Raw genomic sequence first — 24877 nt, 5'->3', positions numbered from 1 at the left:
GCCCCTCACTCGTACCGCAGCGCTTCGACGGGATCGAGGCGCGCGGCGCGCCACGACGGATAGAGCGTCGCCAGGAACGACAGCGTCAGCGCCATGATGACGACGGCCGTGGTTTCGCCGACATCGATCTCGGCGGGCAGCTTCGACAGGAAATAGAGCTCCGGCGAGAACAGTTCGGTGCTGGTCAGCCACGAAAGAAATTGCCGGATCGATTCGATGTTGAGACAGATCACGAGGCCAACGCAGAAGCCGACCAGCGTGCCGACCACACCGATCGACGCACCCGTAATCAGGAAGATGCGCATGATCGAGCCCTGAGAGGCGCCCATCGTGCGCAGGATCGCAATGTCGCTGCCCTTATCCTTCACCAGCATGATCAGGCCGGAGACGATGTTGAGCGCGGCGACCAGCACGATCATGGTCAGGATCAGGAACATGACGTTGCGCTCGACCTGGAGCGCGTTGAAGAAGGTCGAGTTGCGCTGGCGCCAGTCGACCAGGAATATCGGCCGGCCCGCCGCCTCCGTCACGGCCTTGCGGAAGGCATCGATCCGGTCGGGATTGGTGGTGAACACCTCGATCGAGGTGACGTCGTTGCTGCGGTTGAAATAGGCCTGCGCCTCGGCGAGCGGCATGAACACGAAGCCAAGATCGTATTCGGACATGCCGATCTCGAACACCGCCGCGATCTTGTACGGCTTGATCCGCGGCGTGGTGCCCATCGGCGTGACCGCGCCCTTTGGCGCCACCAGCGTCACGCTGTCGCCGGCATGCAGCGACAGCTGGTCGGCGAGCCGCCGGCCGATCGCAACGCCCTGCCCTTCGTCGAAGCCTTCGAGCGAGCCCTGCTTGATGTTCTTGGCGATCGAGGTGAGATTGTTGAGATCGTCGGAGCGGATGCCCCGCACGAGGACGCCGGATGCGTTCCAGGGCGATGATGCCAGCGCCTGACCATCCACTACGGGCGCAGCGAGCCGGATGCCCTCGACTTGACTGAGGCGGTCGGCGACGTCCTTCCAGTCCGTCAGCGGCGATTCCAGCGGCTGGACAAGGATGTGGCCGTTGAGCCCCAGGATCTTGTCGAGCAGTTCCTTGCGAAAGCCGTTCATGACCGCCATGACGATGATCAGCGTCGCCACGCCCAGCATGATGCCGAGAAAGGAGAACCCGGCGATAACCGAGATGAATCCCTCCTTGCGGCGCGCCCGCAAATAGCGCGCCGACAGCATCCACTCGAATGGCGCAAAAGGCGCGGTTTGCACGGTCTCGGTCATGGTCTCATCCATCGCTCGATAATCCCATGATTCGGGGTCAATTGTGGCCGGATTGGCGGCCTCGATATCGCGCGATGAACAATATTCAGCCGACCAGGCGGGCGACCGCATCCGCAGGCGACATGGTCTCGCGGGAGCCGTCACTTCGCCGCTTGATCTCGACCTTGCCGTCGGCGAGGCCCTTCGGCCCGATCATGATTTGCCAGGGGATGCCGATCAGATCGGCGGCGGCGAACTTGGCGCCGGCGCGCTGGTCGGTGTCGTCGTACAGCACGTCGACCCCCTTGGCCGTGAGTTCGGCATAAAGCTTCTCGCTTGCCGCATCGACCGCGGCGTCGCCCTGCTTGAGGTTGAGGATCGAGACGCGGAACGGCGCCACGGCCTCGGGCCATTTGATGCCGGCATCGTCATGGCAGGCCTCGATGATGGCACCTAACAGGCGCGAGACGCCGACGCCGTAGGAGCCGCCATGGATCGGCACATCAACACCGTCGGGCCCCGCTACCAGCGCCTTCATCGGCTCGGAATATTTCGTGCCGAAATAGAAGATCTGGCCGACCTCGATGCCGCGGGTGTTGACGCGCTTGTCCGCCGGCACCTCCCGCTCGAAGCGAGCGGCGTCGTGGACGTCCTCGGTCGCCGCATAGACCGAGGTCCATTGCTTGATGATCGGCGTCAAATCGCTCTCATAATCGACGTCCTCGCCCGGCACCGGCAGGTCCAGCACGTCACGGTTGATGAATACGCCGGATTCCCCGGTCTCGGCCAGCACGATGAACTCGTGGCTGAGATCGCCGCCGATCGGGCCGGTCTCGGCCCGCATCGGAATCGCCTTCAGCCCCATCCGCGCGAAGGTGCGCAAATAGGCGACGAACATCTTGTTGTAGGCGACGCGCGCCGCGGCCTCGTTAAGGTCGAACGAATAGGCGTCTTTCATCAGGAACTCGCGGCCGCGCATCACGCCGAAACGCGGACGCTGCTCGTCGCGAAATTTCCATTGGATATGATAGAGATTCAGCGGCAGGTTCTTGTAGGACTTCACGTAGGCGCGGAAGATCTCGGTGATCATTTCCTCGTTGGTCGGTCCATACAGCAGCTCGCGCTTGTGGCGATCGGCAATGCGCAGCATCTCCGGCCCATAGGCGTCATAACGGCCGCTCTCGCGCCAGAGATCGGCGAGCTGCAGCGTCGGCATCAAGACCTCGATCGCCCCGGAGCGGTCCTGCTCCTCACGCACGATCTGCTCGATCTTCTTGAGCACGCGAAAGCCGAGCGGCAGCCAGGCATAGATGCCGGCCGCCTCCTGCCGAATCATGCCGGCGCGAAGCATCAGTCGATGCGAGACGATCTCCGCCTCTTTCGGGTTTTCCTTCAGGATGGGCAGAAAGAACCGCGACAACCGCATGGTAATACTCTGGGAATCAGTGATCGCCTGCAGTGAAACCGGATTGGGAGCGAAAACACAAGGCCGGGAATGAGGAAAAGCCGCTAACGCCGCGAAATTCCTTGTCATTTTTCCGTCGGCTTCAGGTTCAGCTCGAAGCCGCCGTGGGCAACCTCACGGCGGCTTCGGTTCAAGAACGTCGTCCAGCGCGGCCTACTGCAAATCGGCTACCCGCCCGTCGATCCGCACGTGCAGCGGCCGGCCAGATCCGCCTCACTTCATCTTCATTCCCGAATGATCCGGCATTTTCTTCATGTCCATATGACCTGAATGCCCGGCGTCGCCCGGCGACTGCGCGCCGACGCCCTGGACGTCGAGGGAGACGGCAACATTGCCGGCCTTCTCGAATTGCAGCATCACCGGCACCTTGTCGCCCTGCTTGAACGGGCCCTTCAACTCCTGGAGCATGAGGTGATAGCCGCCGGGCGCAAGCTTCACGGTCTTGCCGGGGTCGATCACCAGTCCCTTGTCGAGCGCTCGCATCTTCATCACGCCGTTATCCATTGCCATCTCGTGGATCTCGGACTTGCCCGCAATATCGGCGGAGACGCTGACCAGCCTGTCCGGCGCCGTCCCCTTGTTCTCGATAACGAGATAGCCGCCGGCAACCTTTGCGCCGCCCGGAGTCGCACGGCTCCACGCCTGCGAGATGACGAGATCGCCGGCCTTCACGTCGTCGGCGAGCGCCGGTGCGGCGGAGATCGCGAGAGCGAACGCAGCGAGCAGCACGTTTTTCGAGATTGTCTTCATTTCGGTATTTCCTTTTCAGATCTAGATTTCAGTGTTTGGAGAACTGCTGCGCCGACCATTTTTCCAGATCGGCGATTTCAGCCGAGCCTTCGATCGTCGTGATGGTCCCGTCCCGCGAGATCAGCATGGTCCGAGGGATGTCGCCCTGCCAGGCCGGATCGATCTCGAACCGCAAGCGCTCGACGAAGCCGTCGTTGAAGATGAAATTTTCGGTGGACGACAGACCCGCCTTGTCGAGCATCGATTGCGTCGCCGCCGGCAGGTTCGGCACGAGATCGGCGCTGACCGTGACGACGTCGATGTCAGGATGATCCTTGGCGAACTGCCCGAGCAGCGGCAGTTCGACTTTGCATGGGCCACAGGTCACGCCCCAGAAATGCACCAGTACCGGACGGCCGGCATGCCCCCTGATGACGCCTTGCCAGGTGCCGCGTTCGAATGGCTTCAAGGCGGGCGAAGCTCCGAAAGCAGCCGCGGATGCGATCAGAACGTTCAGACTCGCAATGCCTGCAAATCGAAATCTCATGGCTGATCCTCGATAGCTGTCAACCGATAGCCGTCCGCCTTCGTCATCCACGATAGATAGGTCTGCTTGTCATTGGAGACCAGCAAGGGGTGATCGGACGTGTCGCTCGTACTCGCTATCGCCTTCGGCGGCGACCACGTCTGGCCGTCATTGCGGGAGATCGTCATCTGGACCGAGGTCTTTTCGCCATCGAACTCCTTCCACACCATCACCGTTCCCGCCGGGGCCGAAAGCACGAAGGGGCGCGTCGGACTGCGATCCAGGCGCCCGAGCGCGATCGGCACAGAGAATGTGCGCCCCTCGTCACGCGAGTGGGCGTAGAATAATCCCTTACGAGTCTTCCCGTTCGTGTACCAGGCGACATGATAGGTTCCGTTCGGCCCGATGGTGAGGCTAGGCCCGTGGTGCGGGCAGGCATTGATCTGCCAATCGTCGTTGCTGACCCGACGGATTTCGCCTGGTGTCGAGACTGCGGTGAAGGTCATGACCGCATGATCTCGCACGCCGCCTTCGAAGATGTTCCTGAAGATCACGGCCGGCCGCCCCGGCGCCGCGAACGCCAGCCCTAATCGGCAGCACTCGCAGGTGCCCTCGTGCGCGAGACGGGCCTCCGCGTAGGTGGCACCGCCATCGCGTGACGAGGCAAAGAACAGCGCCGCGCCCTCGTACTTCCGCCCCGCCTCTTTCGCAGAGACACGATTGCGCTTGTCGAGCCAGGCCGCGAGCACCGTTCCATCCTGATCGAGCGCCAGCGCCTCGAACCGCTGGCTCTCGTTGTTGGCGGTGATGGGCTTAAGCTCGGCAAAGCTCTTCCCGCCATCAGCCGAGCGCGTGTAGAGCACCTGACCATTGAAGGCCTCGTCCCTGAAGATAGAGAACGTGAGCGCGATGCCGCCCTTGCGATCGACCACGATCTTCGGGCGCGCATCCGGTCCCCAGTCGAGGTTCAGCCGCTTCGTCGTGACTTGGGTGGGCGGCGAAAAACTGCGGCCCGTATCCTGCGAGCTTGCGACCGAGATCTGCCCTCCCGCCATCCAGACCAGCCACAACGTGCCGTCTGGACCGAAGGCCGACGTCACCTTGGTGGCACAGCGCAGCGTCGGCTCCTCGCACGCCGCTCCGGATGCAGGCGGGGCACGCATCTGTGCGAGCGCCGTGCCCACCGCGAGTCCGAGGGCCACGAGCGCGAGCAAACTGGTTCGGATCATGGCCCCACTCCCTTCCAGAGCGCGGATCATCTGAAGGCCACCTTCATACCCGCAACGAATGTGCGCGGCGAGCCCGCATAAATGGATCCCGTCGTGTTTGCGAGAACGCTCGCAGGGTTTTGAAGGCCTGTCGCCGTGACTGTGTTCGCGATGTTGTTCGCCGAAGCGACGTAGGTACGGTCGAGCACGTTTCTGACCTCGAGAAACAGATTGAGCGATCTGACGGTGTCGGACACCAGATCGGCTTTGTAGTGGACGTTGACGTTGACCAGTTCATAGCCCGGTGCCTTCAGCAGATTGGCGTTGTCCATGTAGAAGGAATCCTTCCATTGAACCTCGACGAAGCCTCCGAGGCCGGTCAGCGGTCCGACGAACTCGTCGTAGCCAATTCGAGCCGTTAGTTCGTTGGGCGATATCCCGGGAATCTTGTTGCCTGCACGGTTGAAGCTGAACACGGCGCCATTGGTGATGCTCTCGACATACTCGGTGTAGACCTCGTCGAGATGGGTGTACGCCGCCATGAACCGCCACCCCGGATGGAACTTCCAGTCGGCGGCAAGCTCAACGCCGCGATGCTCCGATCGCGGCGCGTTGAACGTGTAAGTCGCGTTGGGCGAGCCGGCAGGCGTCGCCTGACTGACGATCTCGTTGCGGAAGAACTCGTAGAAGCCGGTCGCGCTGAGCTTGAGCGTATTGTTCGGCGTCCAATCGAAGCCGAGATCGTAGCCGAGATTCTTCTGCGCCTGAAGCTGGGTGTTGTTGCCCGACAGGCCGTTCGGAAGAACGAAGAGATTCGAAACCTGCGGGGTGCCGTACCCCGTAGCAACCCGTCCGCGGAACAGCCACTCGTTTTCGAGATTGTAGAGGAGCGCCAACTCCGGCGCGGCATTTTGAAACTGCCTGTCCGCCGACGTGAGAGTTGTGGTGGTGATGCCGGTGGGACCTGAGTATGCATAGGCCGTGTTTGTTCCCTTCAGCAGCGTCGTCTCCCAACCAACGGCAGCGACCGCCGTCAGCGAGGTCGTCAGCCTGAGCTCTTCCCTGGCACGCACACCATAATTGGTCGTTTCGCTGAGGAGATTGCTCGAGAGCCTGCCGAGCGTAGCATTGCCCCCAGGCATTACGTTCCGCGTGTCGCTCGACGCCGTCAGGGTGTTGAAGAACGCGCCGAAGAACGCGGTCGACTCCAGGCCGAAAATCTCTCCACGCTTGGTGAGATCACTCATGTAGTTGTACGATGGAAAATCTCCGATCGCTGCCGTCGTCCCGGTTGGCTGAGTGATGTTCCGGTCGTCGAAGACGAACTGATTGCGCCAAGTCAGCGTGTTGTCAAAATCGTGCTCCCATCGACCGCCGACGATGGTGCGGCGATCGTTGCGGCCTAGCCCGGCCTGGACGGCCGTTTCCGTGTCGGTTCCGGCGGTTGAGTTGAAACCATTGTTGAACAGCCTGACCGTACCGCATCCGGGCGCGGCGGTGGCGCCGGTCGCGCACCCCTGCTGGAAGGGGTTTAGGTAGTACTGGTTCAGCGACTGCCGGATCGGCAGCCGCGCACTGAGATCGTTGTTGATGATCTTGACCGTGAAGCGATCGTCCAGCGTTGCCTTGAGCGTGCCGAGGAAGTTGACGGTCTGCGTATTGAACCAGCTGTTGCCGATATAGCCGTCACCACGCACATCGCTTGCAAACAGCGAACCCTCGAAATTCCCGACCTTCTTGCCGGCTGCCAGGTAGTTGTTGAGATAGCCGTAGCTGCCGCCGTCGACGCCATATTCGACACCGTCGATCGTGCCGCCGGGCCGTGTCCGAAAATTCAGCGCACCGCCTGTTGCGTAGTTGCCATAGAGCGCCGAGGAAGGGCCGCGGATCACGTCGATCGCAGCATAGGCGTGGGGATCGATCAGGTCGCTCCGCGACAGTCCATCCGGCTGCGTGACGGGGAAGCCGTCTTCGAAGATCACGAGATTGCGGATGGCGAAGCCGTTCCGCGCGTTGGACCCCCGAATTGAGATGCCGAAATCGCGAGGACCGTTCCCCTGCTTGATCGAAATGCCCGGGCTGTCCCGCAAGACATCGCTGACCGAGAACGCGGGGCGATTGTCGAACTGGCTCCGATCGATCGTCGTCGCAGTCTGGCCGGCGGGCGATTGATTGAGGCCCTCCCGCGCCGCGCCGGCAGACATGGCCGGATTTTGGGCCGGCGCGCTGGCGGTCGGGTTCTGCGCGACGGGTCTCGCGGCGCGCCCGGCCGCAGCTGAGCGCAGCCGCGATGGCCGGGGCGCCGGCTTGGGGCGCGAAGCCTGCGGCGCCTCAACGGTGACCGTGGGAAGCGGTTCCGAGGCGCCTTGGGCAAGCGCGTCTGCACCGATCGAAGACACCAGCCCGCAAAGCACGGGCAAGCCCGCGCGGCTGATCGCACGAATGCGTAACATGTCTTGAATTCCTGACATCCGGCACATCGGCCGGTCCATTGAACACGCCACCGGCGCGGCAACGGCGCGCGCCAATGGTTCGGTTGGTCGCTACGTCAGGAAGACTGAGGCGGTGCGCGAGCTTGGGCGCTCGAACCCTCGTAGGCAGTGATGGCGGACGCATGCGCCGGATGCCACACCACACGCTCGGCATGGCGGACAGGAACCGCGAGTGCTTCATGCGTAGGCGAATCGAGCGTCGCGTTGGCCTGGGCCAGGCAGCACAGGGCGCACGCGCCGGCATGCGCAGTGGGCGCACTGGTCCGATCGTTCGGGCCGCCCTGCTCGCTCGCGCTGTGGCAGATGACGGCGGCAGAGAGCGGATCGGCAACAGCCTGACCCGCCACCAGGCAAGCGGCAATCGGCGCCAGCACCTGCATCACCAGGGCCAGCAGGACCAGAGGTAGGAACTTTTGCAGCCGTGCGCGCATCCGCCGAACCATTTGTTCGTGGCCTGACTAAACACCGCGATGGCACGCGAGTCGAGACCAGTTCCGCAGCCCACTTGGCCCAGGACAAATGTCGCGAGAGCTGCGGTCGGGGTCCCCAGCTGCGGGCCGAGGATCCGGCATGAGGCAGCCAAACGCCCCGCGCCATCCACAGATTTCTTATATCTGTCATATACTTAGTCGACTCGAAGCCCGATCATTTCGTCAACTGCTCTTATTTTGAACATTCGTTGCCGAAAATGATGACAAGTGAGAAAAGTTGATCTAGCATCCCTCTTGCTCAGGCTGGCCGCGAGGTCGAAGTCTGGTGGTCCAAGTCTCGGGAGGAGCCCCTGGCGCGCAAAACGCAGCGTCGCCCCGTCAATCAAGAGCAAATCTTAAGATCGGGGATAATAGGGTCGACACAATTTTCGAGCGGGGCCAGGGCCCCGCTCTTTTTTTGTCCGCGAGGCTGAAGTGACGATGAATGCCTCCTCCAATTCCAATCCGATCGAACTCAGCTTCGAACGCCGATCTCCCGCTCCTGGTCTATCAATCAACGCCCGCTCGACGAGCACCCGGAGGCGCAGCCGACGTTTCGGCACGGAGGGCAGCGATCCCGGTGAAAGGGAGCGATGCTCGCGCTGAGCATCGAGGACATCTTCGATTTCGCTGGCTTGCTCGGGATACGCTGCGCGAGCTTCCCGGCGATGAATGATCGAGCGAGATCGCACAAGGCTGGGACACATTGCTCGCCGACATCGACGACTTCGCCGCTGCTCCCGCCTGGCGCTTTGCGCTGCAACCAGCACAAGCTGCGGCGATGTCGCGGCTGATTGCAGATTGAGTGCCAACAACTCTTGTGCGAGACTTTCGGTGATCGGTCGCGCAGGCAATGACGCGCCGACGAGATAATACATGGGAGCGAGCGATGTCCGGGACGAAAGATTTCTCGACGACGAGGCGCGATCTTCTTCAGGCGGCAGCGACCGCCGGCGCCGCAACTGCCTTGCTCGGCAGCATGGGCATAACCCCCGCACTTGCAGCCGCAGTCGGACGAAGCGAGAAGCCGCTGAAGGCAGCGTTCTCCAATGCGGGCCTTCAGGCCACCTGGTGCGCGCAAGGCAAGCAGGCCGCGGAGTTCTGGGGTAAGCTCTTCAACGTTGAAGTCACATGGTTCGACGGCCAGCTCGACGCAGTGAAGCAGCGCGCGGCGATCGACAACATGGCCTCGCAGAAATGGGACTTCGTCGCAATCCAGGCCTTCGGCATCGGGACCCTCACCCAGCCGGTGCAGAAGATGATCGACGCCGGGACGCCGGTGATCGACATGGACACGCTGATCGCGCCGCTCGACCAGATCAACGTCCACTCCTTCCTCGCCCCCGATAACGAGTTCATGGGAGCCTCGGTCACGCAGGCGCTGTGCAACGCCATGGGCGGCAAGGGCAAGATCATCATGACGCAGGGCGCGCTCGGCCACACCGGCGCGCAAGGCCGCGCCAAGGGCTTCAACACGGTGGTCAAGCAATTTCCGGGCATCGAGGTGCTCGACACCCAGCCGGCCGACTGGGACGTCTCCAAGACCGCCCGCCTCTGGGAAACGTACCTGACCAAATACCCGCAGATCGACGCGGCGTTCTTCCACAATGACGACATGGCGCTCGCGGCCGCCAACATCATGAAGGCGCGGGGCCGCACCAATATCCTGATCGGCGGCGTCGATGCCATGCCGCCGGCGATCCAGGCGGTGAGCGAGGGCCGCATGTTCGCGACCGTGCGCAATCCGTCCTGCCGCATCCATGGCGGCGCGATCATTGCGGGCGTGTCGGCCGTGGTCGGCGGAGAGAAGAGCGGACAGGGCATCCCGAAGAACGTCGTCACCGATGGCCCGGTCGTCACCAAGGCCAACGCCGCCGGGATGCAGTGGATGCAGGATCACTTCCTGATCTAAGCCTCCAAGATCTGAACCTTCATGCCTGAGGGACAACAGCCCATCCTGGAACTGCAAGGCATCACGAAGAGCTTCGGCGGGGTCGAAGCGCTTCGTGGTGTGGACTTCGCGCTCTGTCCCGGCGAGATCCAGGGTCTCGTCGGCGAAAACGGCGCAGGGAAAAGCACGCTGATGAAGATCATCGCCGGCGTGCATACCGAGTTCTCCGGCCGCTTCCTGGTGGACGGCCGGGAGACACATTTCCGCTCCGCGCGCGATGCGCACGCGGCCGGCATTGCCATGGTGCACCAGGAACTCAGCGTTGCCCCCGACCTGACGGTTGCGGAGAACGTCTTCCTGGGCAACCAGCCGACCAACCGCCTCGGCCTCGTGCAATGGCGGCGGATGGCGCGTGAGGCAGGCGAGCAGCTCGCCCGCTTCGGCATCGACGTCGATCCGATGTCCAGGCTCGGCGACCTTCCGATCGGGCTGCAGCAGCTGATCGAGATCGCGCGCGTGCTGTTCTCCGGAGCCCGGATAGTGATCCTGGACGAGCCGACCTCCGCCCTCTCTCCGCCCGAGGTCGAGCGGCTGTTCGCGACGCTCAAGCGGCTGCGCGAGGAAGGCACCTCCATCGTCTTCATCTCGCACTTCATAGAGGACATCCTGCGCGTGTCGGACACCGTGACCGTGTTCCGCAACGGACGGAAGGTCGCGGAGACTGCGAGCGCCGCGACCAGCAAGAGCGCGCTGATCGAGGCCATGATCGGCCGCGGCGGCGAAGCGCTCGAGCACAGTTACGCCGACGACCTGATGCTACCGCGGCCGAGCGAGAGCGCAGTGATCCTGAAGGCCGAGCAATTGTCGCTCGGCCGCAGCCTCAACGATGTCTCCTTCGAGGCCCGCGCCGGCGAGGTGCTCGGCATCTACGGTTTCATGGGCTGCGGCCAGCAGGAGCTGTCGCGCATCCTGTTCGGCAAGCTGAAGCCGGACGGCGGCACACTCGCCGTCGAGGGTACGCCGAAGACCTTCGCCAGCACGGCGGCGGCGCGGCGTGCTGGCGTAGCACTGGTGCCCGAGAGTCGGCGCGACATGCTGTTTCACCAGGAGCCGGTCTACAAGAACATCTCGATCAGCATTCTCGACCGCATTTCGTCCCTGCTGCTCAAGCCAGGGCAGGAGCGCGACATCGCCAAACGCCAGGTCGAGCAGTTGCAGATCAGGCCGCCGGTGGTCGGTCTCGATCTTGGCATGCTCTCTGGCGGAAACCAGCAGAAGGTCGCCCTGGCGAAATGGCTGACCTATCCGCCGAAACTCCTGGTGCTGTGCGAGCCGACCCGCGGCATGGATGTCGGCGCCAAGAACGACGTCATCAACATCGTCCGCGACCTCCGCACAAAAGGGCTGGCGATCATCGTGCTGTCGACCGAGCCGGAAACGGTGCTGTCGCTGGCCGACCGCATCCTCGTGCTCAAGCGCGGCGCATTGGTGCGGGAGTTCAGGAACGAGCCGGTCAGCAAGGACCGCCTGCTAGAGGCGGCGTGACGGAGAAGCACATGAGCAGCGAGACGGCTTTGGCGACAGGACCACGGGCGCGGGGCCTCGCGCCCTTCTTGCGCTCGCAGATGCGCAACATCGCCCCGTTCCTGACGCTGATCTGCCTCTTCACCTTCTTCGCCTTCGCCAGTCCCTCCTTCGCCACGCTCGACAATCTCGGCAACATCCTGACGCAGGTATCGATCACCGGCATCATCGCCGTGGGCCTCACCTTCGTGATCCTCTGCGCCGAGATCGATCTTTCGATCGCCGCCATCGCCAACGTCACCGGCATCGCGGTGGCCTACTTCACGCTGCAGGAATCCTACGTCAACATCGCCAACGTGCCGCTGCCCGGCGCGGTTGCGATCCTGCTGTCGATCCTGCTCTGCGCCCTGCTCGGCCTTGTCAACGCGCTGGGGCTGACCGTGATCGGAATTCCCTCCTTCATCATGACCTTGGCGATGATGCAGATCGCCGCCGGCATCTCCGCGCTGTTGGTGCGCGGCCAGATCGCGTACAAGGTGCCAAGCCTGATCACGACTCTCGGCTCGGGCTCGATCGGCGGCATTCCTTGGCTGGTTATCATCGCCGCGCTGATGCTGCTCGGCGGCCATCTGGTGCTGACCTACACGCGCTTCGGCCGCTACGTCTACATGGTCGGGGGCAACCGCGAGGCCGCCGAATATTCCGGCCTCAACGTCAAGCTGATCCTCGGCGCGGTGATGGTGATCTCGGCGGTCTGCTCGGGCATCGGCGGCATGCTCGGCGTCGCCCATTTCGGCAGCGCGCAGCAGAACGAGTTCGACACCTACCTGCTCGACTCCATCGCCGCGGTCGTCGTCGGCGGCACCAGCCTGTTCGGCGGCCGCGGCGGCATCGGCAACACCATCGTCGGGCTTTTCGTTCTCGGTGTTCTCAACAACGGCCTCGACCACGTCAACATCGACAGCTTCTTGAAGATCCTGATCCGCGGCCTGATCCTGCTGGCCGCGCTGATCATCAATGTCTACGCGCAGCGCTTGAGGGAGAAAGCCGCGGAATAGACGGACGCCAAAGCAAAAGTGCGAAAACAACCCCATGCACAGTAGCCGGGCTCATGGAATCAATGGCTTGCCCGGCGCCTCGCGAGAACTGCGGATTTAGCGAAGTGAACTTTGACTCGTCGGGCAAAACAGGGTTATGTTGCCATCATGGCGGTTGCTCCGATCAGTCGTGGCTTACCCCGTGTGGCGGCAGGAGAGCGATCCGGCATCCTTACCGTCGCGTGGGGAGACGCGGAGCCACTCTCAGCCTTTCGTATCCTCGGCTTCTCGTATCGATGCCAGTCGCGAGAAGCGGAAATTGCAGTGGCTGGCGCCGCCCGCCAGCGTCCGTGTCCTTTCCAGGCGAATGCCTCGCGTGGCGTAGGCATCGAAGTCGAGGCCACAGATGTTCGGCAGAATCTCCGTGTCGCCATGGCGCGTTGCGAGCTTGCAGAAGCCGCAAGCCTTGTAGTCGATGCCGAATTCAAACTCGTCACCTGGCCCCGGCTCTACGAAATCGTAGACGAAGTCGTCCGGAAACTCCTTCTCATGGCTCTCCGTGGTGCTCCTCGCGGCCTGCTCGCGCAGCAACACCTGGTTTTCGGGCGACATGAACTGACGTCCCAAGGCAAGGCGCTCTGCTTCCGGCTCGGTGAGCAATTGTGCCGCGCAGGTTTCCCGCTCGATCTCACCGATCACCGGCACCGGCACGCCGTGGCGCCGGAGCACCCGGCTGATGGCCATGAAACCGGTCAGGCGCATGAAGAAATCGCTCATGCGGCTGGCTGCACCGCCGACATAGGGCATCTGGGTGAGGACGATCCCAAATTCGTCCATCACCTCCCGCCTGATCTCATGGACATCGGAGAGATGCGTGCGCTCGCGCAACATCGGCTCGGCAATGTCGAGGCGACCACGCATGGTCGCCTCCATTGCTTCCCGATGCTTCTGGTAGAAGGGATGGATCTCGGCCATTGAACACCTGACATGATGGCTCGTTGCGACAATCGGCCGTGCCGACTTTCACTCTGCGGCGATCGCCTCGATCTCCAGCAGCCATTTGCTGTCGACGGTTTGCGCAATCATGACCGTGAGCGCGGGTTCGTGTCCCGCCAGCATCCTGCGGCGAACAACGCGATTGGGCACGACCTGACCGAGATCCGTCAGGAAGGTGGTGACCTTGACCAGATGCCTGACGCCGAGGCCGGCAGCGGCGAGCACCTCGATGACGTTGCGCCAGGCCTGCTCGCATTGCGCTTCGAAACCTTCGGGCACGCTGCCGTCGGACGTCTCCGGCACTTGACCGCTGACAAACAACAGCCGTCGATGCTGACTGATTTCAAACCCCATGCTGTAACCACCGGCGGGAGCATGGACCGTTGCGGGATTGTGGCTGACAATGTGAGCGGCGGGCATAGGGTTTCTCCGGATTACGGGTCGACCGTAGCCGGCGGAAGCGCCGCGGCGCAAAGCATCATTCCTGCGATTCAGCGCAAGAAAATCTATTGCAAGGGCACAGTTCATCGGTGTCAAACTGCGTTGCGATGACCTACGCCCTTCCCCCGCTCAACGCGCTTCGCGCCTTCGAGGCTGCCGCCCGGCATCTCAGCTTCAAGCTCGCCGCGCACGAGCTGCACGTGACCCCGGCCGCCGTGGGCCAGCAGGTGAAGGCGCTGGAGGCTCGCCTCGGCGTCCAGTTGTTCGAGCGGCTGCACAAGCAGCTCATCCTCACCGCCGCAGGCCAGGCTTACCTGCCCGGAATATCCGAGGGCTTTCGCCACATCGCGGAGGCGACCTCGCAATTGAAGCCGGCAGGTGCAGTGCAGCTTCATCTGGGAGTTCACGGCGCCGTCGAGCTGCGCCGCCTGGGGTTGGCGGAGTTTCGCAGCGCGCATCCGGACATCGGCCTGCGGGTGCTGCAGCCCGCCGGCCTGCATGAACTCGTCGAGGGCAAGGTCGATCTGTTGATTGGCCGCGGTCTCAGCCACCATCCCGGTTATCGCTGCGACCGGATCGATGGGAGATCGGGCCTCGGTGATTGGCTGGTTGCGCCCGAAGGTGCCGCTGATTGCCCTGAGATCGTCAGCTTCCGCGAATGGCTGCGCTCTCTGCCGGCCGACATCCCGCGCCCAAGCCAGCTTCGTCCTCGTCTGGTCGACGTCGGCAGACGTTGAACTCTCAGCCGGACAGCTCCGGCATCCAGTCCCTCAGTTTCGCGCAGCTCCGGCGACGTCAGCGATCGTTGGAAACGCAATCATCGCCCGCGCCAGGCGCACTGCCCGCGCCTCGCAATCGCGCGCGCCTGGGGGTCATCGTTGTTGTGAGCAAAACTGAATTCATTGAGGATTTCGGACCGAAATGACTTTGAGCTACCGTCGCGCCGACATTTGACGCGCGGGCAAAACAGGGACAAGGATGCATCCTGGCGGGGGTAGCTAAGCTGCAGGATCGAAGCGTTCGGCGAGATCGCCGGTCCCACGCATTCAAACGTCACGACGGCGAGAGCGATTGGGTTCGAATATCCTGGGCGGTCTTCTGAAGCCGCACGAGATAGCGCTTCTTTGCGGCTGCCTCCGTGAGCGTGCCGGAAATCAAGTTGATGCTGACCGCGGCAACGACGCTGCCGGCTTGATCGCGGATTGGAACGGCAATGCCGCAAATGGCCGGATCGAGTTCGCCATCGACCCAAGCGTAGCCTCGCTCTCGCGTCAATTGCAGTTCATGCGCAAGACGCTTGGCATCCGTGATCGTGCGCGGTGTGACTGACTTAAGGGGCGTGCTTGCGAGATAGCGGTCTCGCTCGTCCAAGGGAAGGTTCGCCAGAAGGACACGCCCGAGCGACACGAGATGCGCGGGAAGACGGCTGCCGATGCCCAGATTGGCGGACAGAATGCGCCGCGCCGGAAGCCTGAGAGCGTAGACGATGTCGCTTTCATCGAGCACGGCAAGCGCGCAGGACTCGCCGATGTCGTTGCGCAGATCTTCGAGCGCCCGCTGAGCAAAGCCCCAGAACGGCAATGCGTTGAGATAGGACAATCCGAGACCCAACGCACGAGGCCGCAGGCGGAAGTAACGGCCGTCGGCTTCGCAATATTTCAACGTGACGAGGGTACTGAGCATGCGTCGCGCCGTCGCGCGGTTGAGTCCTGCATGAGCTGCAGCTTCCGAAAGCGTGTGACGGCCCGGTGATCGACCGAGCGCCTCAATCAAGGCAAAACCTCGTTCGATCGCGCGGACATAGCCGTCACTCTCCTTCGGCATTTTTCGCAGCCTCCTCTTGCGGAAGCAGACGGGCTTCGCGCATAGTAGTTCATAAACAGATAAATTCGTTCGCTAGGCGAACATACGGAAGGAGATGCGATGACGCAAGCGCCCACGTTCGAGACCGATTTCTGGAAAGACGCCAACTTGCGAAAGGTGTGGGACGAGATCGTGCCTGGCGAACCTCGCAAGACGATTCCGTACAAGCTGACGTTGGAAGCCATCCAGCTCTACTGCCGCTCGGTCGGGGAAGATCACCCGCTTTACTTCGACGAGGCTTACGCCAGGAAAACCCCGTATGGCGGCTTAATCGCCCCGCCGTCGATTCACATTCTGCTGATGTTCGCCTGCACGCCGAACGACGATTGGATGCGAACGCCGGGCACCATCAATGCCGGCCAGTCCTGGAGCTACAACAAGCCGGCTCGGCCTGGCGATATGATCACCCTGCATGCGCGCGCATTGGACAAGTTCATCAAGCGCGAGCGCCTCTTCGTCGTCCACGACAACGTGTTCTTCAATCAGCATGGCGAAGTCATCTGTTCTGGCCGCGGACAGACCATTCGTCCCGCCTGATTGCAGCGATAGACAAGGAAACTCGGCATGACCACCAGCTTCGACACTCTTTCCGTTGGCGACACGATCGACGGTCCGAAATTCGACGTGTCACGTGAATCGATCCGCCTGTTCTGCGATGGCTCGCTCGACTACAACCCTCTGCATCTCGACGACGACTACATGAGGAACAACTTCGGCAAGACTAATTTCGGCGGCATCATCATGCACGGCATGAACAATTTCGGGCTGATCACCCGCATGCTGACCGATTGGGCCTACCCAGCCGGCGCCATTCAGCGACGCTTGGAGACGCGCTGGCTCAAGCCGGTCAAGCCGGGCGACACCATTCAACCGGTGGGGGTGGTGAAGGCGAAGCAGACGACGCAGAAATCCCGCTGGGTGCTGATCGACGTACTGGTCCGCAATCAAAGAGCCGAACACGTCGCGGCGGGCGAAGCCATGGTCGAGTTTCCGCTGTCTGATTCGATCGCGGCCTGACGAGGCGCGCGGGCGGCGAATGCCGCTGCGCTCACCGCATCGGCACGTTTCGTAGCCGGTCGTCCGGCCCTGCCAAGCCTTGGCACAACAAAAAACGATGAGCGTCGTTCGAACGCTAGACGGGAGGAAAACATGAACTGGGTTGCAAGGAGCTGGCTCGCTCTGGTGCTGACGCTGCTATCGCTCTCGAATTCGCTTGGCGAGGCATCTGCCCAGCAGTTCCCGCCGAGCCAGATCAAAATCGTCGTGCCCTTCCCGGCCGGCGGCACCACGGACATTCTCGCGCGTTTCATCGCACAACAGCTTGGTGAGAAGCTTGGGGTACCGACCATCGTGGAAAATCGTGCTGGCGCGTCCGGTACCATCGGCTCCGAGATGGTTGCAAAATCACCGGCTGACGGCAGCGTGCTGCTCATCGCCGCCACCCACCACGTCATTAATCCGAGTCTGTTTCGCAAGCTGCCGTATGACACGCAAAGCGCATTCTCGCCGGTGGCGCTGGTCGCGAGGGCTCCCAATGCGCTCGTGGTCTCCAAGGATTTCCCCGCCAAGAATGTCGCCGAACTGATCGCAATGGCGAAGAAAGATCCCGGCAAACTGTCGTTTGGCTCCTCCGGCATCGGCGGCGCCAATCATTTGTCCGGAGAACTCTTCAAGCAAATGGCAGGCATCGACATCGTACACATCCCCTACAAGGGAGCGGCGCCGGCTATGAACGACCTGCTTGGCGGCCATATCCCGATCATGTTCGACACCCTGCCGACCGTGCTCCCGGCCGCCTCGGCTGGCAACATTCGCGTGCTCGCCGTTACCAGCATGACGCGCGCGGCGTCGCTTCCGGACGTGCCCACTCTCGATGAAGCTGGCGTCAAGAATTTCGAGGCGACGGCATGGTTCGGCATGTACATGCCCGCCGCGGACGGTAGCACTGCCTACTCTCGGATGGTCGAGGTCATGGGCGATCTTTTGGCCAGTCCGACCATCGCTGAGAAATTCGCAACGCAGGGAGTCACTCCCGGCACATTGGCGGGCACGAATTTCAGCCGGTTCGTACACGCCGAGATCAACAAATGGGCGGCCGTTGTCAAGGCGGCTAATGTGCCTCTCGAATAAGGCAAGAGGCAGAGCGGGGCGATCGTTGGCCCGTTGCGGTTCCAGCCAAACGATCCGGAGTCTTCCCCGCGGAAAGCCTGGATTGCTTCACTACGCTCGCAACGACGGACTGCAATGATGCGCCAGGGCGTCAGGACAGCTCCGGCATCCAGTCGCTCAGTTTTCGCGCAGCGCCGGCGACGTCAGCGATCGCCGGAAACGCCTTCGTCTCCATCATCATTGCCCGCGCCAGCCGCACCGCCCGCGCCTCGCAGGTCGCGCGCGCCTGCGGGTCTTCGATCAGCTCGAAGTCGATGTTGTGGGCGAGACCGAAGATGCGGCGGATGACCTTGGCCGCGGCGAAGCCGACCGTGTCGGCAAACAGGCGCTGCATGTAGGCCTGCCGTTCGGCTTCCAGCCGTGCCGCCCCCTTCTCGCCCGCGAAGAGCGAGACAGGATAGCCATCGCCTTCCGCGCCGGCGCGCCAGAGATCGAGGAACTTGCGGGCGAACTCATTCCAGACCTGCTCGACGGTCTCCAGCAGCCACGTCTCGAACGCACGGCGATCGCCCGGTGCGCGCTCATGGCCGCTTGATGCAAAGTAGGCCATCAGCAGGTTCGCCAGCACGGCGCCGACATCGAATCCCATCGGACCGTAGAACGCAAATTCAGGGTCGATCACCCTCGTCTCGTTCTCCGTCACCATGATGGAGCCGGTGTGGAGGTCGCCATGAAGCAGCGCTTCAGGGCTTGCCATGAACTTCAGCTTCAGGCGGGAGACCGCAATATGCAGGTCCATGTCTTCGCGCAGCTCAGCGGCCAAGCCGTCGAGATAGGGCGTAGTCCAGCGGTTCTGCTCGGCGATGCGGTAAGGATCGGTGAAGATCAGGTCCTCTGTGATCTTGCACAGCGCGTGGTTGCCGGCAAAGGCAGCAATGCCCTGCTTCTTCTCGGCTGCGGACAGCGCGAGGTCGGACGTGAAGAACAAGGTCTGCGCCATGAAGGTGGTGATGTCGTCCACGAACCGCGGATATTGCGTCGCCGCAACCAGCCCCTTGCGCATGATGATGTGCGGCTCGAGCAACTCCATCACGGTCAGGGCCAAGGGTTCGTTGTGATGCAGCAGCGACGGCACGAGACCGGGCGCGAGCTCGGCCTGCCGGGACAGAGCGAGATATTCGTAATGGGCCCGCGACAGCGGCAAGGGCCAGCTTTCGCCGACCAGCCGGACATAAGGCAGTGCCTGCTTCACGGCGATACCGGCGCGCGCCCCCTTGACGATAAAGACGAGGTTGAGATTGCCGTCGCCGACCTCCGTGATCTCCCAGGAGGACGGATCGCCGCCGAGCAGCGCCTTGAGCTCCAAAATCCCCGCGAGATAATCCCGCAGGTCGGCTTCATGTAGAATCCGATAATCCCCTGCCCGGTCCCCGGTCATGACGATCCCATCCCACCTATGGACCGGATCGTTACTCCCGACGCTGGGAAGCTCGAGCCGATCCCGGCCATTCTTTTGACCGGATCGTAATCGCAATCGACGCGGTCTGCCACCCGCCTGTCGCTGGGCGCACTCCAAGAGCAGCCACCACACCACACCGTCCGCGGATCGGCCCAGCAACGGCTCCATGCAGCGACCATCGTGGGGTCAGCGAGCTAGACGCGCTGGGACGCTTGGTCGCGAGCGGGCCGATCTAAAGGAACACAAGCGGGCCGAGACAGTTTTGCGTGTCTGACCTTTCGAAGGAGTTGCCAGATGCGCCGCGGAATGCCCTCCATGACTGCCCTTTTGGCCATGCTGGCCATTGCAGGATATCAGAACCGCGACAAACTGGCTGAGCTGATGAAGGGCGCAGGGGGTGGCGGCTCGTCCGCAGGCGGTCAGCAGCCGCTCGGAGGAATGCTCGGCAATCTCGGCGGCATGCTCGGAGCGGGCGGAATCGGCGGCCTCCTCAACGGCGGGATTGGCGAGCTCCTGGAGCGGTTCAACCAAAATGGGCAGGGCGAGGTCGCCGATTCATGGGTGAAGCCCGGGCCTAACAAGGACATTTCCTCCCAGCAGCTCAAAGAAGCCGTCGGCAGCGACGTCCTGGAGAAGCTTGCACAACAGACCGGGCTTTCTCAGGACGATATCGTCGCACGGCTGTCCCGCGAGCTTCCTTCCGCAATCGACAAATACACGCCTGACGGGCGTCTGCCCGAGGCATAGAAGCAGCGGCTCAACTCAGAAGAGGTCTACACATGAGTATTCTTTGGACCATCATCATTGGCTTTCTCGCCGGTGTGATCGCCAAGTTCATCATGCCGGGCGACAATGAACCTTCCGGCTTCATCCTGACGACCATCCTCGGCATCGTCGGCGCGTTCGTTGCCTCCTACCTCGGGCAAGCGCTGGGCTGGTATCGTCCAGGCGAAGGGGCCGGTCTGATCGGTGCGGTGGTCGGCGCCATCATCGTGCTGTTTGTCTACGGTCTCTTCGCCGGGCGGCAACGTCGAGCGATCTAGGACTGGCGCGAGCTGCTGGCAGGCCCGCTCTCAGCGGAATGCCTGCCGGACAGCTCGCGTCGCTGCGATGCCGCTGCTGTCGCGAACTTGCCGCGCCTCTCAAATGCGCTGCGCCAGCCAGATGGTGTGACCGCCGCAATCGGGGTCTTCTATCACGTACGACACCGTGCGGAATCCGTTGCGGTCGAGCAGCGATCGATACTCGGCGGGATCCAAGCTGGCATGATAGAGCGGCTCGCCGCCGAGCGCGCCGATCGCCTCGCCCCGGGCCGGACCGCTCGTGAACATCAGCGCCGCCTCAGGCCTTGCATGGTCGCGGAAGATCGGAAACATGCGGCGCTGGTCGTCGAAACAGAGGTGAAAGAAGCTATCCCAGGCAAGGATGCCGCAAAAATTCCGGCCCATCGCAAGCTGGCGCATGTCTGCGACGATCCATTCCTGCTCGGGGAAACGCCGTCGGGACGCATCAATCATGGCCGAAGAGGACTCCCGTGACGGGATGATCAAGCCCGATCAGATACTCCGCCAGCGGCTCCGCCGAGCCGCAGCCGAGATCGAGAACTGAGCCGGCAGGCGGCAGCAGCGCACGAAAACGGTCAAGCCAAGCTCGTTCGAACAGACTGCTTTGGGCGCGACTCTCGATCCAGTCCAAGGCCTTGCGCTGGTAGAGATCGATGATATCCGCTGCGGCTTCCGATGCCATCCAGGAGCTCCAGCGCTTCGGCCGAAGCTAGAAGGTTTCCCGCTCCAGGAAGCTGGAACCGATGTCGGCCTTTCTCTTGATGGGATCGTAATCACAATACACGCTGTCCGCCACCAGCGTGTAGCTGGCGTAGACGCTGTATTTGTCGGTCTTGACCGAATTCAGGCCGATCACCGAGGTGCTCTTGCCGCCGTTCCATTTGAACGGCGTCGAACTCTTCGCCTGCTCGCAGGCCATCACGGCCTCGTTGAAGACGTAGCCCTCGACGAAGGCCTTCAGGGTGCGAACCTGCACGGCCATTTTCCATTCGAAATAGCCGACGGCACCAAGTCCGGCGACGATCAGGACCAGAAGCGCGACCACGATACGCTGAAAAGTCATTGGTTTCCCCGAACAAACTAATCGCAAAATTCTAGGCGAGTAACGCGATCAAGCAAAGTCTATCGCCGAGCTACTCCACCTCTCCCCGACGGGGAGAGGTGACACTAGAACGGCATTCCCATCAATTTCGACAGGCGCTCGATCGAGAGGTAGCCGGCATGATAGGCCGCGACGCCGACCCCGTAGATGATCGCCGAGATGATCGTGGTCCAAATCAGCTTGCGGCCCATCCGCGTCAGGATCGGCGCGCCAGGATCGGTCCCGGGTGCGCCGACGCCATCTTCGTGCTGGCTGCGCACGCCGAACGGCAGCGTTACGAACAGCGCGACCCACCAGATGACGAAGTAGATCGCGAGCGCGGTGGAGATCTGGATGGCCATGGGGCGGCCTTACGCCTGCTCGATCTCGACCAGCGCGCCGGAAAAGTCCTTCGGGTGCAGGAACAGCACCGGCTTGCCGTGGGCGCCGATCTTCGGCACGCCGTCGCCGAGCACCCGCGCGCCCTCCTTCACCAAGGTGTCACGCGATGCGATGATGTCCACGACCTCGTAGCAGACATGGTGGATGCCACCGTCCGCATTGCGCTCGAGGAACTTCGCGATCGGCGAGGACTCACCAAGCGGCTCGATGAACTCGATCTTGGTGTTGGGCAAGGTCGCGAACACGGTGGTGACGCCGTGCTCGGGCAGCGGGACGGCCTCCGAAATCTCGGCCCCGAACGCCGCGCCATAGATCTTCGCAGCCTTGACGGCATCCCTGGTTGCGATCGCGACATGGTTGAGCCGGCCCAGCATCTTGTCTCCCTCCCCTTACACTGTCAGTACATGTACCAGACAGGGGGGCTTCTTGCCCCAATGTTCGTTGATCACGGCCCGGACCGCACGTCGCACCGACTCGGCCAGAGCATCCGGATCCCGCCGTCGCGCCCTTGGCAGCCCCTCGATCGTGGACATCACGGCGTCAAAGACGAGGTCGTCGAAAGTCTCGCCCGACCTGTTCTTCTCGGGGATGCCGACCAGATCGACTTCGGGCTCGTCGGCCAGCTCGCCCTGCCCGGTCATGGCGATGGCGACGAAGGCGCAGCCGGAAAAAGCCATGCGGCGCCGCTCGACCACGGCGCGGGACTTGGAGTCCTCCAAAATCGTGCCATCCTTGTAGAGACGGCCGGAAGGCACCTCGCCGACGATGCCGGGATCACCGGGACCGAGCTTGACGAGGTCGCCGTTGCGGCACACCAGCACGCGCGGCACGCCGGCGGCGCGCGCCAGCTTTGCGTGCTCGTGCAGGTGCAGGGCCTCGCCATGGACCGGAATCAGGAGCTGCGGCTTCACCCAGGAAATCAGGTCGCGCAATTCCTCGCGGCGGGGATGGCCGGAGACGTGGACCAGGGCGTCGCGGTCGGTGATGATCTCGACGCCCTGGAGCACCAGATTGTTGACGATCGAGCTGACGGCCTTCTCGTTGCCCGGAATGGTGCGCGAGGAAAAGATGACGCTGTCGCCGCGGTTGAGCGTGATCTCGGGATGGTCGTCGTTGGCGATGCGGGCCAGCGCCGCGCGCGGCTCGCCCTGGCTGCCGGTGCACAGCGCCAGCACCTTGTCCTGCGGAAGATGGCCGTAGACCTCGGGCGAGCGGAAATTCTGCACGTTCTCGAGATAGCCGGTCTCGCGCGCGACCTGCACCACACGCTCCATGGCGCGCCCGACCACGACGACCTCGCGGTCGGCAGCTTTCGCAGCGTCGGCCACGGCCTTGATGCGGGCGACGTTGGAGGCGAAGGTCGTCACCGCGACCCGCCCCTTGGCCGTCTTCACGAGCTCGATGATGGTCCGGGCGACGTCGGCTTCCGATGGCGAGCGGCCGTCGCGCACGGCATTGGTGGAATCGCCGATCAGGGCGAGCACACCCTGCTCGCCCAGTTCGCGCAGCCGCTTCTCGTCCGTCGGGGGCCCCAGGGTCGGGGTGGGGTCGATCTTCCAGTCGCCGGTGTGCAACACGATGCCGGCATCGGTGTGGATCGCCAGTGCATGCGCTTCGGGAATCGAATGCGCGACGGGAATGAACTCGACGTTGAACGGGCCGACATCGACGCGACCGCCTGATGGCACCACGGTGACCGGGATCTCGGGCGCGTTGCGCTCGGCAGCGCATTTGGCCTCGAACAGCGCAGCGCTGAACTTGGTGGCGTAGATCGGGCATTTCAGCTTGGGCCAGAGGTCGATGATGGCGCCGAAATGGTCCTCATGGGCATGGGTCAACACCAGACCCATCAAGTTCTTGCGCTCCTTCTCCAGGAAGGCGATGTCCGGCATGATCAGATCGATGCCCGGCAGATGCTCCTCGTCGCCGAAGGACACGCCGAGATCGACCGCGAGCCAGGCGCGCTGGTGACGGTTGCCCAGGCCGTAGATCGACAGGTTCATGCCGATCTCGCCGACGCCGCCGAGCGGCGCAAACACCAATTCTTCCGGCCTTGCCATCACGCAGCTCCCACGGAGGCAACGGGACCGAAGAACACCTCGCCCGCAGCCACCGGCACAAGGCGGCCTTCGGGGGTGCGAACGATCAGGCAGCCGGTGTCGTCGATAGTGTCAAAAACGCCTTCCAGCGTCATGGTTCCCGTGTGGATCGAGACCTTCTCACCGAGGCCGGCAGCGCGCTCCAGCCAGAGCTTGCGGATCTCGGCGAAGCCGCGGCCATTGTCCCAGATGCCGCGGAACTCGACCCAGGCATCCGAGAGGGCCGAAAACAGCTCCTCGGCGCTGATCTGCACGCCGAGCGCGGCCAGCGACACCGCCGGGGTCGGCGTGCCCTCGGGAGCGGCAACCACGTTGGTACCGATGCCGACGACGACAGCGAGGCCGCTCCCGACCGCCTCGGCCTCGAGGCCAATGCCGACCAGCTTCTTGCCGCCGGCGAGCACATCATTCGGCCATTTCAGGACGTAGCGGGGCCTGTCAGGACCGAACCGCAATGCGGCCTCGAGGCTCACCTTTTCCAGCGCCGCCTCTTGCGCCAGACCCGCCGCAAAACCGATCGTGGCGGCGACCGCAGGCGCAATGTCCAGGACTTCGAGGACGCTGGCTGCGAGATTGCCCCTCGGCGCGATCCAGGCGCGCTGGCGGCGGCCGCGGCCGGCGGTCTGCTCAGATGTCACGAACCACATCGGGCCGCGTTCGCCGGCGCGGGCGCGCTCGATCGCCTCGGTATTGGTCGAGCCGGTCCGATCGAACGCCGCGAGCTTGTAGCCCGCGGACAATGCGCGAGGACCGAGCGCGAAAGCCATC

General features: G+C 63.0%; 27 protein-coding genes. 9 read left to right on the top strand and 18 right to left on the bottom strand.

What is annotated here, in order from left to right; all coding sequences use genetic code 11:
• Positions 1 to 5: 5 nt before the first annotated feature.
• The 7 genes from ASG57_RS32435 to ASG57_RS32405 all read right to left on the bottom strand — a co-directional run bounded on the left by ASG57_RS32435 (position 6) and on the right by ASG57_RS32405 (position 8104).
• Complete coding sequence (locus ASG57_RS32435; RefSeq protein WP_024341265.1) at positions 6 to 1286, bottom strand: lipoprotein-releasing ABC transporter permease subunit; 1281 nt, start codon at positions 1284 to 1286, stop codon at positions 6 to 8.
• A gap of 73 nt (positions 1287 to 1359) precedes the next feature.
• A complete protein-coding gene (gene proS, locus ASG57_RS32430; RefSeq protein ID WP_024341264.1) occupies positions 1360 to 2679 on the bottom strand; it encodes a proline--tRNA ligase in 1320 nt (439 codons plus the stop codon).
• A gap of 252 nt (positions 2680 to 2931) precedes the next feature.
• Positions 2932 to 3468 (bottom strand): copper chaperone PCu(A)C, encoded by a 537-nt coding sequence (locus tag ASG57_RS32425; RefSeq protein WP_024341263.1) that lies wholly within the window; start codon positions 3466 to 3468, stop codon positions 2932 to 2934.
• 28 nt (positions 3469 to 3496) lie between these two features.
• Entirely contained in the window at positions 3497 to 3994 is a 498-nt protein-coding gene (locus tag ASG57_RS32420; RefSeq protein ID WP_024341262.1) for a TlpA family protein disulfide reductase, read from the bottom strand.
• The gene (locus ASG57_RS32415) at positions 3991 to 5202 is read right to left on the bottom strand and encodes a sialidase family protein (protein WP_057198905.1); all 1212 of its coding nucleotides are present in this window, start codon (positions 5200 to 5202) and stop codon (positions 3991 to 3993) included. The genes ASG57_RS32420 and ASG57_RS32415 overlap by 4 nt, the downstream gene beginning before the upstream one ends.
• A gap of 26 nt (positions 5203 to 5228) precedes the next feature.
• Entirely contained in the window at positions 5229 to 7634 is a 2406-nt protein-coding gene (locus ASG57_RS32410) for a TonB-dependent receptor family protein (RefSeq protein WP_057198904.1), read from the bottom strand.
• A gap of 95 nt (positions 7635 to 7729) precedes the next feature.
• Positions 7730 to 8104: a DUF2946 family protein gene (locus ASG57_RS32405; protein WP_024341259.1), complete on the bottom strand. Its 375-nt coding sequence runs from the start codon at positions 8102 to 8104 to the stop codon at positions 7730 to 7732.
• Between the two features lie 928 nt (positions 8105 to 9032).
• Here ASG57_RS32405 and ASG57_RS32400 point away from each other — a divergent pair.
• Genes ASG57_RS32400 through ASG57_RS32390 form a run of 3 tightly spaced genes read left to right on the top strand, consistent with a single transcriptional unit; the run spans position 9033 to position 12616 of the window.
• Positions 9033 to 10055: a sugar ABC transporter substrate-binding protein gene (locus ASG57_RS32400; protein WP_024341258.1), complete on the top strand. Its 1023-nt coding sequence runs from the start codon at positions 9033 to 9035 to the stop codon at positions 10053 to 10055.
• A gap of 21 nt (positions 10056 to 10076) precedes the next feature.
• Entirely contained in the window at positions 10077 to 11579 is a 1503-nt protein-coding gene (locus ASG57_RS32395; RefSeq protein ID WP_057198903.1) for a sugar ABC transporter ATP-binding protein, read from the top strand.
• An 11-nt stretch (positions 11580 to 11590) separates the two neighbouring features.
• Positions 11591 to 12616, top strand: a complete 1026-nt coding sequence (locus tag ASG57_RS32390) for an ABC transporter permease (protein ID WP_024341256.1) — start codon at positions 11591 to 11593, stop codon at positions 12614 to 12616.
• Between the two features lie 243 nt (positions 12617 to 12859).
• Here the strand turns inward: ASG57_RS32390 and ASG57_RS32385 are convergent, their stop codons facing one another.
• The gene (locus ASG57_RS32385) at positions 12860 to 13570 is read right to left on the bottom strand and encodes an L-2-amino-thiazoline-4-carboxylic acid hydrolase (RefSeq protein WP_057198902.1); all 711 of its coding nucleotides are present in this window, start codon (positions 13568 to 13570) and stop codon (positions 12860 to 12862) included.
• Between the two features lie 48 nt (positions 13571 to 13618).
• Positions 13619 to 14119 (bottom strand): RidA family protein, encoded by a 501-nt coding sequence (locus ASG57_RS32380; protein WP_156402893.1) that lies wholly within the window; start codon positions 14117 to 14119, stop codon positions 13619 to 13621.
• A gap of 20 nt (positions 14120 to 14139) precedes the next feature.
• Between ASG57_RS32380 and ASG57_RS32375 the strand changes: the two genes are divergently transcribed.
• Positions 14140 to 14769: a LysR family transcriptional regulator gene (locus ASG57_RS32375; protein ID WP_024341253.1), complete on the top strand. Its 630-nt coding sequence runs from the start codon at positions 14140 to 14142 to the stop codon at positions 14767 to 14769.
• Positions 14770 to 15085: 316 nt separating this feature from the next.
• On the opposite strand, the gene ASG57_RS32370 is transcribed toward ASG57_RS32375, so the two are convergent.
• Complete coding sequence (locus ASG57_RS32370) at positions 15086 to 15856, bottom strand: IclR family transcriptional regulator domain-containing protein (RefSeq protein ID WP_024341252.1); 771 nt, start codon at positions 15854 to 15856, stop codon at positions 15086 to 15088.
• A 99-nt stretch (positions 15857 to 15955) separates the two neighbouring features.
• Here ASG57_RS32370 and ASG57_RS32365 point away from each other — a divergent pair, with 99 nt between their 5' ends.
• The 3 genes from ASG57_RS32365 (at position 15956) to ASG57_RS32355 (ending at position 18025) form a co-directional block, all read left to right on the top strand.
• Complete coding sequence (locus ASG57_RS32365; protein WP_024341251.1) at positions 15956 to 16432, top strand: MaoC family dehydratase; 477 nt, start codon at positions 15956 to 15958, stop codon at positions 16430 to 16432.
• Positions 16433 to 16459: 27 nt separating this feature from the next.
• Positions 16460 to 16912 (top strand): MaoC family dehydratase, encoded by a 453-nt coding sequence (locus tag ASG57_RS32360; protein ID WP_024341250.1) that lies wholly within the window; start codon positions 16460 to 16462, stop codon positions 16910 to 16912.
• A gap of 132 nt (positions 16913 to 17044) precedes the next feature.
• Positions 17045 to 18025 carry a tripartite tricarboxylate transporter substrate binding protein gene (locus ASG57_RS32355; protein ID WP_024341249.1) on the top strand — a complete coding sequence of 327 codons (981 nt, stop codon included), beginning with the start codon at positions 17045 to 17047 and terminating at the stop codon, positions 18023 to 18025.
• Between the two features lie 130 nt (positions 18026 to 18155).
• Here ASG57_RS32355 and mtnK read toward each other — a convergent pair whose 3' ends face one another.
• Positions 18156 to 19442: an S-methyl-5-thioribose kinase gene (mtnK, locus tag ASG57_RS32350; RefSeq protein WP_024341248.1), complete on the bottom strand. Its 1287-nt coding sequence runs from the start codon at positions 19440 to 19442 to the stop codon at positions 18156 to 18158.
• A 315-nt stretch (positions 19443 to 19757) separates the two neighbouring features.
• Here mtnK and ASG57_RS32345 point away from each other — a divergent pair, with 315 nt between their 5' ends.
• Entirely contained in the window at positions 19758 to 20210 is a 453-nt protein-coding gene (locus tag ASG57_RS32345; RefSeq protein WP_024341247.1) for a YidB family protein, read from the top strand.
• Between the two features lie 32 nt (positions 20211 to 20242).
• Entirely contained in the window at positions 20243 to 20506 is a 264-nt protein-coding gene (locus tag ASG57_RS32340) for a GlsB/YeaQ/YmgE family stress response membrane protein (protein WP_024341246.1), read from the top strand.
• 99 nt (positions 20507 to 20605) lie between these two features.
• Here ASG57_RS32340 and ASG57_RS39885 read toward each other — a convergent pair whose 3' ends face one another.
• From ASG57_RS39885 to ASG57_RS32310, 7 genes are all read right to left on the bottom strand, one after another.
• On the bottom strand, positions 20606 to 20980 hold the full coding sequence (locus ASG57_RS39885; protein ID WP_349510074.1) for a class I SAM-dependent methyltransferase: 375 nt from the start codon (positions 20978 to 20980) through the stop codon (positions 20606 to 20608).
• Positions 20973 to 21209 carry a class I SAM-dependent methyltransferase gene (locus tag ASG57_RS39880; RefSeq protein WP_349510073.1) on the bottom strand — a complete coding sequence of 79 codons (237 nt, stop codon included), beginning with the start codon at positions 21207 to 21209 and terminating at the stop codon, positions 20973 to 20975. The genes ASG57_RS39885 and ASG57_RS39880 overlap by 8 nt, the downstream gene beginning before the upstream one ends.
• 27 nt (positions 21210 to 21236) lie before the next feature.
• Complete coding sequence (locus tag ASG57_RS32330; protein WP_057198900.1) at positions 21237 to 21590, bottom strand: hypothetical protein; 354 nt, start codon at positions 21588 to 21590, stop codon at positions 21237 to 21239.
• A 104-nt stretch (positions 21591 to 21694) separates the two neighbouring features.
• The gene (locus tag ASG57_RS32325) at positions 21695 to 21970 is read right to left on the bottom strand and encodes a DUF1467 family protein (protein ID WP_024341243.1); all 276 of its coding nucleotides are present in this window, start codon (positions 21968 to 21970) and stop codon (positions 21695 to 21697) included.
• A 9-nt stretch (positions 21971 to 21979) separates the two neighbouring features.
• Positions 21980 to 22384: a methylmalonyl-CoA epimerase gene (gene mce / locus ASG57_RS32320; protein WP_024341242.1), complete on the bottom strand. Its 405-nt coding sequence runs from the start codon at positions 22382 to 22384 to the stop codon at positions 21980 to 21982.
• Positions 22385 to 22399: 15 nt separating this feature from the next.
• The gene (locus ASG57_RS32315) at positions 22400 to 24070 is read right to left on the bottom strand and encodes a ribonuclease J (RefSeq protein ID WP_024341241.1); all 1671 of its coding nucleotides are present in this window, start codon (positions 24068 to 24070) and stop codon (positions 22400 to 22402) included.
• Positions 24070 to 24876 carry a biotin--[acetyl-CoA-carboxylase] ligase gene (locus tag ASG57_RS32310; RefSeq protein WP_024341240.1) on the bottom strand — a complete coding sequence of 269 codons (807 nt, stop codon included), beginning with the start codon at positions 24874 to 24876 and terminating at the stop codon, positions 24070 to 24072. The genes ASG57_RS32315 and ASG57_RS32310 overlap by 1 nt, the downstream gene beginning before the upstream one ends.
• Position 24877: the final 1 nt, after the last annotated feature.

This window comes from Bradyrhizobium sp. Leaf396 (assembly GCF_001424605.1).
Classification (GTDB): domain Bacteria; phylum Pseudomonadota; class Alphaproteobacteria; order Rhizobiales; family Xanthobacteraceae; genus Bradyrhizobium; species Bradyrhizobium japonicum_C.
Note: the sequence above shows the minus strand (reverse complement) of the source record. Positions and strands in the feature narration are given on the sequence as shown.

Coding starts and splice junctions, on each gene's coding strand:
- ASG57_RS32435 (WP_024341265.1), bottom strand. CDS start 1,286: ATGGATGAGACCATGACCGAGACCGTGCAAACCGCGCCTTTTGCGCCA.
- proS (WP_024341264.1), bottom strand. CDS start 2,679: ATGCGGTTGTCGCGGTTCTTTCTGCCCATCCTGAAGGAAAACCCGAAA.
- ASG57_RS32425 (WP_024341263.1), bottom strand. CDS start 3,468: ATGAAGACAATCTCGAAAAACGTGCTGCTCGCTGCGTTCGCTCTCGCG.
- ASG57_RS32420 (WP_024341262.1), bottom strand. CDS start 3,994: ATGAGATTTCGATTTGCAGGCATTGCGAGTCTGAACGTTCTGATCGCA.
- ASG57_RS32415 (WP_057198905.1), bottom strand. CDS start 5,202: ATGATCCGAACCAGTTTGCTCGCGCTCGTGGCCCTCGGACTCGCGGTG.
- ASG57_RS32410 (WP_057198904.1), bottom strand. CDS start 7,634: ATGTTACGCATTCGTGCGATCAGCCGCGCGGGCTTGCCCGTGCTTTGC.
- ASG57_RS32405 (WP_024341259.1), bottom strand. CDS start 8,104: ATGCGCGCACGGCTGCAAAAGTTCCTACCTCTGGTCCTGCTGGCCCTG.
- ASG57_RS32400 (WP_024341258.1), top strand. CDS start 9,033: ATGTCCGGGACGAAAGATTTCTCGACGACGAGGCGCGATCTTCTTCAG.
- ASG57_RS32395 (WP_057198903.1), top strand. CDS start 10,077: ATGCCTGAGGGACAACAGCCCATCCTGGAACTGCAAGGCATCACGAAG.
- ASG57_RS32390 (WP_024341256.1), top strand. CDS start 11,591: ATGAGCAGCGAGACGGCTTTGGCGACAGGACCACGGGCGCGGGGCCTC.
- ASG57_RS32385 (WP_057198902.1), bottom strand. CDS start 13,570: ATGGCCGAGATCCATCCCTTCTACCAGAAGCATCGGGAAGCAATGGAG.
- ASG57_RS32380 (WP_156402893.1), bottom strand. CDS start 14,119: ATGAACTGTGCCCTTGCAATAGATTTTCTTGCGCTGAATCGCAGGAAT.
- ASG57_RS32375 (WP_024341253.1), top strand. CDS start 14,140: ATGACCTACGCCCTTCCCCCGCTCAACGCGCTTCGCGCCTTCGAGGCT.
- ASG57_RS32370 (WP_024341252.1), bottom strand. CDS start 15,856: ATGCCGAAGGAGAGTGACGGCTATGTCCGCGCGATCGAACGAGGTTTT.
- ASG57_RS32365 (WP_024341251.1), top strand. CDS start 15,956: ATGACGCAAGCGCCCACGTTCGAGACCGATTTCTGGAAAGACGCCAAC.
- ASG57_RS32360 (WP_024341250.1), top strand. CDS start 16,460: ATGACCACCAGCTTCGACACTCTTTCCGTTGGCGACACGATCGACGGT.
- ASG57_RS32355 (WP_024341249.1), top strand. CDS start 17,045: ATGAACTGGGTTGCAAGGAGCTGGCTCGCTCTGGTGCTGACGCTGCTA.
- mtnK (WP_024341248.1), bottom strand. CDS start 19,442: ATGACCGGGGACCGGGCAGGGGATTATCGGATTCTACATGAAGCCGAC.
- ASG57_RS32345 (WP_024341247.1), top strand. CDS start 19,758: ATGCGCCGCGGAATGCCCTCCATGACTGCCCTTTTGGCCATGCTGGCC.
- ASG57_RS32340 (WP_024341246.1), top strand. CDS start 20,243: ATGAGTATTCTTTGGACCATCATCATTGGCTTTCTCGCCGGTGTGATC.
- ASG57_RS39885 (WP_349510074.1), bottom strand. CDS start 20,980: ATGATTGATGCGTCCCGACGGCGTTTCCCCGAGCAGGAATGGATCGTC.
- ASG57_RS39880 (WP_349510073.1), bottom strand. CDS start 21,209: ATGGCATCGGAAGCCGCAGCGGATATCATCGATCTCTACCAGCGCAAG.
- ASG57_RS32330 (WP_057198900.1), bottom strand. CDS start 21,590: ATGACTTTTCAGCGTATCGTGGTCGCGCTTCTGGTCCTGATCGTCGCC.
- ASG57_RS32325 (WP_024341243.1), bottom strand. CDS start 21,970: ATGGCCATCCAGATCTCCACCGCGCTCGCGATCTACTTCGTCATCTGG.
- mce (WP_024341242.1), bottom strand. CDS start 22,384: ATGCTGGGCCGGCTCAACCATGTCGCGATCGCAACCAGGGATGCCGTC.
- ASG57_RS32315 (WP_024341241.1), bottom strand. CDS start 24,070: ATGGCAAGGCCGGAAGAATTGGTGTTTGCGCCGCTCGGCGGCGTCGGC.
- ASG57_RS32310 (WP_024341240.1), bottom strand. CDS start 24,876: ATGGCTTTCGCGCTCGGTCCTCGCGCATTGTCCGCGGGCTACAAGCTC.